General features: G+C 55.5%; 4 protein-coding genes, 1 tRNA gene and 2 rRNA genes. 6 read left to right on the top strand and 1 reads right to left on the bottom strand.

The genetic code is table 11. The features are described 5' to 3' along the window. The first annotated feature begins 59 nt into the window (after positions 1–59). From BN1188_RS21450 to rrf, 3 genes are all read left to right on the top strand, one after another. Positions 60–135 (top strand) — tRNA-Ala (locus BN1188_RS21450). Positions 136–383: 248 nt separating this feature from the next. Next, positions 384–3,271: ribosomal RNA gene (locus BN1188_RS21445) — 23S ribosomal RNA — on the top strand. A 117-nt stretch (positions 3,272–3,388) separates the two neighbouring features. Then, positions 3,389–3,504, top strand: a 5S ribosomal RNA gene (rrf, locus tag BN1188_RS21440). 179 nt (positions 3,505–3,683) lie between these two features. Here the strand turns inward: rrf and queD are convergent. After that, the gene (queD, locus tag BN1188_RS21435) at positions 3,684–4,040 is read right to left on the bottom strand and encodes a 6-carboxytetrahydropterin synthase QueD (RefSeq protein WP_040263840.1); all 357 of its coding nucleotides are present in this window, start codon (positions 4,038–4,040) and stop codon (positions 3,684–3,686) included. Positions 4,041–4,223: 183 nt separating this feature from the next. On the opposite strand from queD, the gene BN1188_RS21430 reads away from it, so the two are divergent. Genes BN1188_RS21430 through BN1188_RS21420 form a run of 3 tightly spaced genes read left to right on the top strand, consistent with a single transcriptional unit; the run spans position 4,224 to position 6,517 of the window. Next, positions 4,224–4,529: a PepSY domain-containing protein gene (locus BN1188_RS21430; protein WP_408633618.1), complete on the top strand. Its 306-nt coding sequence runs from the start codon at positions 4,224–4,226 to the stop codon at positions 4,527–4,529. Then, complete coding sequence (locus BN1188_RS21425; RefSeq protein WP_040263839.1) at positions 4,530–5,198, top strand: response regulator transcription factor; 669 nt, start codon at positions 4,530–4,532, stop codon at positions 5,196–5,198. It abuts the gene before it with no gap. Further along, the gene (locus tag BN1188_RS21420) at positions 5,195–6,517 is read left to right on the top strand and encodes an ATP-binding protein (protein WP_040263838.1); all 1,323 of its coding nucleotides are present in this window, start codon (positions 5,195–5,197) and stop codon (positions 6,515–6,517) included. Before BN1188_RS21425 ends, BN1188_RS21420 begins: the two co-directional genes overlap by 4 nt. Positions 6,518–6,531 lie beyond the last annotated feature (14 nt).

Below are 6,531 nucleotides of genomic sequence, written 5' to 3'. Positions count from 1 at the left end.
GCAGTTCGAATCTGCCCAGACCCACCAATTTCCAGTGGTAACGGCCGGTAGTAGAATACGGGGCCATAGCTCAGCTGGGAGAGCGCCTGCCTTGCACGCAGGAGGTCAGCGGTTCGATCCCGCTTGGCTCCACCACCATCCTCTGTTCGAAAGCTTAGAAATGAGCATTCCTTCACACTGAAGCGGAATGTTGATTTCTGGTCTTTTCCAGAATCGTTCTTTAAAAATTTGGGTATGTGATAGAAAGATAGACTGATCGACCAGTTTCACTGCTGGTAGGATCAGGCTAAGGTAAAATTTGTGAGTTGCTCGAAAGAGCGAATGCGAATTTTCGGCGAATGTTGTCTTCACAACCGTAATCCCAAGATTGCTTGGGGTTATATGGTCAAGTGAATAAGCGCATACGGTGGATGCCTTGGCAGTCAGAGGCGATGAAAGACGTGGTAGCCTGCGATAAGCTTCGGGGAGTCGGCAAACAGACTTTGATCCGGAGATCTCTGAATGGGGGAACCCACTCAGCACAAGCTGAGTATCTTGTACTGAATCCATAGGTGCAAGAGGCGAACCAGGGGAACTGAAACATCTAAGTACCCTGAGGAAAAGAAATCAACCGAGATTCCCTTAGTAGTGGCGAGCGAACGGGGACCAGCCCTTAAGTTGACTTGAGATTAGCGGAACGCTCTGGAAAGTGCGGCCATAGTGGGTGATAGCCCTGTACGCGAAAATCCCTTGTCAATGAAATCGAGTAGGACGGAGCACGAGAAACTTTGTCTGAATATGGGGGGACCATCCTCCAAGGCTAAATACTACTGACTGACCGATAGTGAACCAGTACCGTGAGGGAAAGGCGAAAAGAACCCCGGAGAGGGGAGTGAAATAGAACCTGAAACCGTATGCGTACAAGCAGTGGGAGCAGACTTGTTCTGTGACTGCGTACCTTTTGTATAATGGGTCAGCGACTTATATTCAGTGGCGAGCTTAACCGAATAGGGGAGGCGTAGCGAAAGCGAGTCTTAATAGGGCGTTTAGTCGCTGGGTATAGACCCGAAACCGGGCGATCTATCCATGGGCAGGTTGAAGGTTAGGTAACACTGACTGGAGGACCGAACCGACTACCGTTGAAAAGTTAGCGGATGACCTGTGGATCGGAGTGAAAGGCTAATCAAGCTCGGAGATAGCTGGTTCTCCTCGAAAGCTATTTAGGTAGCGCCTCATGTATCACTGCTGGGGGTAGAGCACTGTTTCGGCTAGGGGGTCATCCCGACTTACCAAACCGATGCAAACTCCGAATACCAGCAAGTGCCGAGCATGGGAGACACACGGCGGGTGCTAACGTCCGTCGTGAAAAGGGAAACAACCCAGACCGTCAGCTAAGGTCCCAAAGTTATGGTTAAGTGGGAAACGATGTGGGAAGGCTTAGACAGCTAGGAGGTTGGCTTAGAAGCAGCCACCCTTTAAAGAAAGCGTAATAGCTCACTAGTCGAGTCGGCCTGCGCGGAAGATGTAACGGGGCTCAAACCATACACCGAAGCTACGGGTGTCACGCAAGTGACGCGGTAGAGGAGCGTTCTGTAAGCCTGTGAAGGTGAGTTGAGAAGCTCGCTGGAGGTATCAGAAGTGCGAATGCTGACATGAGTAACGACAATGCGAGTGAAAAACTCGCACGCCGAAAAACCAAGGTTTCCTGCGCAACGTTAATCGACGCAGGGTTAGTCGGTCCCTAAGGCGAGGCTGAAAAGCGTAGTCGATGGAAAACAGGTTAATATTCCTGTACTTCTGGTTACTGCGATGGAGGGACGGAGAAGGCTAGGCCAGCTTGGCGTTGGTTGTCCAAGTTTAAGGTGGTAGGCTGGGATCTTAGGTAAATCCGGGATCCCAAGGCCGAGAGCTGATGACGAGTGCCCTCGGGCACGAAGTGGTCGATGCCATGCTTCCAGGAAAAGCTTCTAAGCTTCAGGTAACCAGGAACCGTACCCCAAACCGACACAGGTGGTTGGGTAGAGAATACCAAGGCGCTTGAGAGAACTCGGGTGAAGGAACTAGGCAAAATGGCACCGTAACTTCGGGAGAAGGTGCGCCGGCGAAGGTGAAGGGCTTGCCCCGTAAGCCTATGCCGGTCGAAGATACCAGGCCGCTGCGACTGTTTATTAAAAACACAGCACTCTGCAAACACGAAAGTGGACGTATAGGGTGTGACGCCTGCCCGGTGCCGGAAGGTTAATTGATGGGGTTAGCGCAAGCGAAGCTCTTGATCGAAGCCCCGGTAAACGGCGGCCGTAACTATAACGGTCCTAAGGTAGCGAAATTCCTTGTCGGGTAAGTTCCGACCTGCACGAATGGCGTAACGATGGCGGCGCTGTCTCCACCCGAGACTCAGTGAAATTGAAATCGCTGTGAAGATGCAGTGTATCCGCGGCTAGACGGAAAGACCCCGTGAACCTTTACTATAGCTTTGCACTGGACTTTGAGCTTGCTTGTGTAGGATAGGTGGGAGGCTTTGAAGCGTGGACGCCAGTCTGCGTGGAGCCATCCTTGAAATACCACCCTGGCAACCTTGAGGTTCTAACTCAGGTCCGTTATCCGGATCGAGGACAGTGTATGGTGGGTAGTTTGACTGGGGCGGTCTCCTCCCAAAGAGTAACGGAGGAGTACGAAGGTGCGCTCAGACCGGTCGGAAATCGGTCGTAGAGTATAAAGGCAAAAGCGCGCTTGACTGCGAGACAGACACGTCGAGCAGGTACGAAAGTAGGTCTTAGTGATCCGGTGGTTCTGTATGGAAGGGCCATCGCTCAACGGATAAAAGGTACTCCGGGGATAACAGGCTGATACCGCCCAAGAGTTCATATCGACGGCGGTGTTTGGCACCTCGATGTCGGCTCATCACATCCTGGGGCTGAAGCCGGTCCCAAGGGTATGGCTGTTCGCCATTTAAAGTGGTACGCGAGCTGGGTTTAGAACGTCGTGAGACAGTTCGGTCCCTATCTGCCGTGGACGTTTGAGATTTGAGAGGGGCTGCTCCTAGTACGAGAGGACCGGAGTGGACGAACCTCTGGTGTTCCGGTTGTCACGCCAGTGGCATTGCCGGGTAGCTATGTTCGGAAGAGATAACCGCTGAAAGCATCTAAGCGGGAAACTTGCCTCAAGATGAGATCTCACTGGAGCCTCGAGCTCCCTGAAGGGCCGTCGAAGACTACGACGTTGATAGGTGGGGTGTGTAAGCGCTGTGAGGCGTTGAGCTAACCCATACTAATTGCCCGTGAGGCTTGACCATATAACACCCAAGCAATCTGCCCAAGGGCAGAACGCGAAGGCAACACCGAAAGTTCGCCATCACAAACACACATACCCAGATTCGCTGCACCGTGCAAACGAGGCAGCTACCGAATTTCTTGACGACCATAGAGCGTTGGAACCACCTGATCCCATCCCGAACTCAGCAGTGAAACGACGCATCGCCGATGGTAGTGTGGGGCTTCCCCATGTGAGAGTAGGTCATCGTCAAGATTCATTCCCAAAACCCCTGGTCGCATCGCGATCAGGGGTTTTGTCTTTTTCGCATCTGAAACGGCACGCGTCGAGTCACAGGCTTCAAGTGCACAGATTCAGCTCCCACACGTATTGCTCGAAGCCTCGACCAAGAGCCAACCAGCCCTTGGTGAGGCAGTTCGTGCTCAAGTCATAGTTCAGTTGCCGCTGTATTCGCAGCCGCTGGTGCAGGTCTCGTGTATGCGAACCTTGCTCAACTCAGGTAGTAGAGGCTTGAGTTCGTCCCAGATCCATACTGCAAGATTCTCGCTGGTTGGGTTTTCCAGACCAGGAATCTCGTTCAGGTAGTTATGGTCGAGGCGGTCGTAAATGGGTTTGAAAATCGCCTTGATCTCGGAAAAGTCACGAATCCAGCCTGTATGAGGGTCCACAGGCCCGGATAGATGAATGCCGACCTTGAATGAGTGGCCGTGCAGGCGCCCGCACTTGTGGCCTTCAGGGACGTTCGGCAACTTATGCGCCGATTCGAAGGTGAACTCTTTGAAAATTTCCACGCGCTAGACACCCAGCAAAAAGATAATGCGCCATCTTACCAGTATCCAGATGCCCCGGTGCAGGCTCCTGGATTCAGCCTGGTTTAAGGGCGATATCCTAAAGTCAGCGGTAGCGCGTTGCCGTCCAGGCAGCGATCCGGCTCTGAACTTCAGCAGCCGAGGCGAACCCTTGAAGGAGTGAAGATGTCTGTGCTGCGTGCAGCGGGTTGGATGTTGTCAATGCTCGCCTCGACTGGCCTTGTGGCTCGAGACCTGAACCAGGATGAAGCACTTCGATTACGCCAGTCAGGTGCCATCCTGCCCTTGGAGTCACTGCTGGATAAAGCCTTGGCAGGATACCCTGGTGGTGTCCTGCTGGAGGCGGAACTGGAGCAGGAGCACGGTGGGTACCGATATGAATTCGAGATCCTGCTACCGGACGGGCGAGTCAGGGAGCTGGAGTTCAATGCGGTAACCGGTGACCTGCTTGAAGATAAGGACGATGACTGAATGCGGTTGCTATTGGTGGAAGATTCGGTCCCCTTGGCTGATGAGTTGCTTGCACTCCTGAAGAAGCAAGGGTATGCGGTGGACTGGCTGAGCGACGGCCGAGACGCTCTGGCGCAAGGCCAGACCGAACCTTATGATTGCGCGATCCTGGACCTGGGCTTGCCTGGGATACCAGGCTTGCAGGTACTTTCAACCTGGCGGGCCCACGGCTCGACCCTGCCTGTGCTCGTACTGACAGCCCGAGGGTCCTGGGCGGAGCGGATCGAGGGGCTCAAGGCCGGCGCAGATGATTACCTCAATAAACCCTTCCATCCCGAAGAGCTTCTGCTGCGGTTGCAGTCTTTGGTCCGACGTTCCAAAGGGGTAGCGAATCAGCCTCGATTGCAAGCTGGCGGCCTGACGCTGGACGAAGCCACGCAGTCGGTGTCGACCCCCAGCGGCCCAGTCAACCTGAAAGCCGCCGAATTTCGGCTGCTGCGCTACTTCATGCTGCATCCGGGGCAGATACTTTCTAAAAGCCGCCTGTCCGATCACTTGTATGACGGAGAGACCGAGCGCAATTCCAACGTGCTTGAAGTCCACGTCAACCATCTGCGCGCCAAGCTAGGGCGAGAGATCATCGAAACCCGGCGCGGGCAAGGCTACTGCTTTGGCTGCGTCAGAGAATGAGGTCCTTACAGGCACGGCTCAGTATTGGGTTGCTTGGCGTGCTAGCGGTTGGGGGGCTGGCTTTCGCCCAGGCGGGATTATGGCTCTTCGAGAAAGGGATCGAAGCCTACCTGGCCAACAATCTGCGTAGCCAGAGCGAAACCTTGCTGCTTGCCCTGGTACGGGAGCAAGGCGAGATAGGGCTGCTGGAAGAGCGCGCCCTGCCGGCCTATCAACGCGCGTTTTCCGGTTATTACTACGAAATAAACCTTCCGGGGCGCCAATTGCGTTCACGATCGCTTTGGGATGCCCAGTTGCCTGCGCCTGCCCAGCCCGGGCTTTCACGGGCGCCTGGTCCTGACAATCAGGAGTTGATCCTGCTGCGCTCGGACTACCGACGACTCGGATCTTCCATCTCCATCACGGTGGGCCAGGATTACACTCCGATACATGAAAGCTTCGACCGTGTGCGCTATTGGGGGGGCGTGGTGGGCGTGACGTTGCTGGTCCTGTTGCTTGGCTTGCAGCGCTGGATGCTCAAGCGCGCGCTGCGGCCGCTCGAGATGACGCGCATTCAGCTGGCGCAGCTTCAGCGTGGCGAGCGCAGCCAGTTGCAGCTCGCCGCTCCCTTGGAATTGACCCCGCTGATCGACCAGATAAACCATCTGCAGGCCCACACCGAAGACAGCCTGCATAAAGCCCGTACGGCCCTGGGCAATATGGGGCATGCCCTGAAGACTCCCCTGGCCGTGCTCTTCAGCCAAGTCAACGGCCCCCGCCTGGACGCCGATCCCGTCCTGCGCGCCGCCATGCTCGAACAGTTGACGCAAGTGCAAGCGCGGCTCGACAAGGAGCTGAGCCGGGCGCGTCTGGCAGGAGAGGCGCTTCCCGGGGTTCCTTTCGATTGCGACGCCGAATTACCAGGGCTGTTCGCCACACTGCAGTCCATTCATGGCAACCACCTGAGCATGAAATGGATAAGTCCACCCGCCTTGGTATTGCCCTGGGACAGGGAAGATGTCCTGGAGATGCTGGGTAACCTGTTGGACAACGCCTGCAAATGGGGTGATAGCCAGGTCTGCCTGACGCTTTCAGCCAATCCAGAGGGCTACAATATCGACGTCGAAGACGACGGGCCAGGTATCGCTCCGGCGGTACGGGAGCAGGTGTTGGCTCGAGGGGAGCGCCTGGATGAAACCGCCATGGGGCATGGCCTGGGCCTGGGCATCGTGCGGGATATCGTCGATGCCTGCCATGGGCGTCTTGTTCTGGGCAGCAGCGTCTCAGGAGGCCTGCGAGTAAGCGTGACCCTACCGAACCGTTCCAGGGCTCAACTTTGAACGCAAACGGCCGA

This window comes from Pseudomonas massiliensis (genome assembly GCF_000826105.1).
In the GTDB taxonomy this organism is placed as follows: Bacteria; Pseudomonadota; Gammaproteobacteria; order Pseudomonadales; family Pseudomonadaceae; genus Aquipseudomonas; species Aquipseudomonas massiliensis.
Note: the sequence above shows the minus strand (reverse complement) of the source record. Positions and strands in the feature narration are given on the sequence as shown.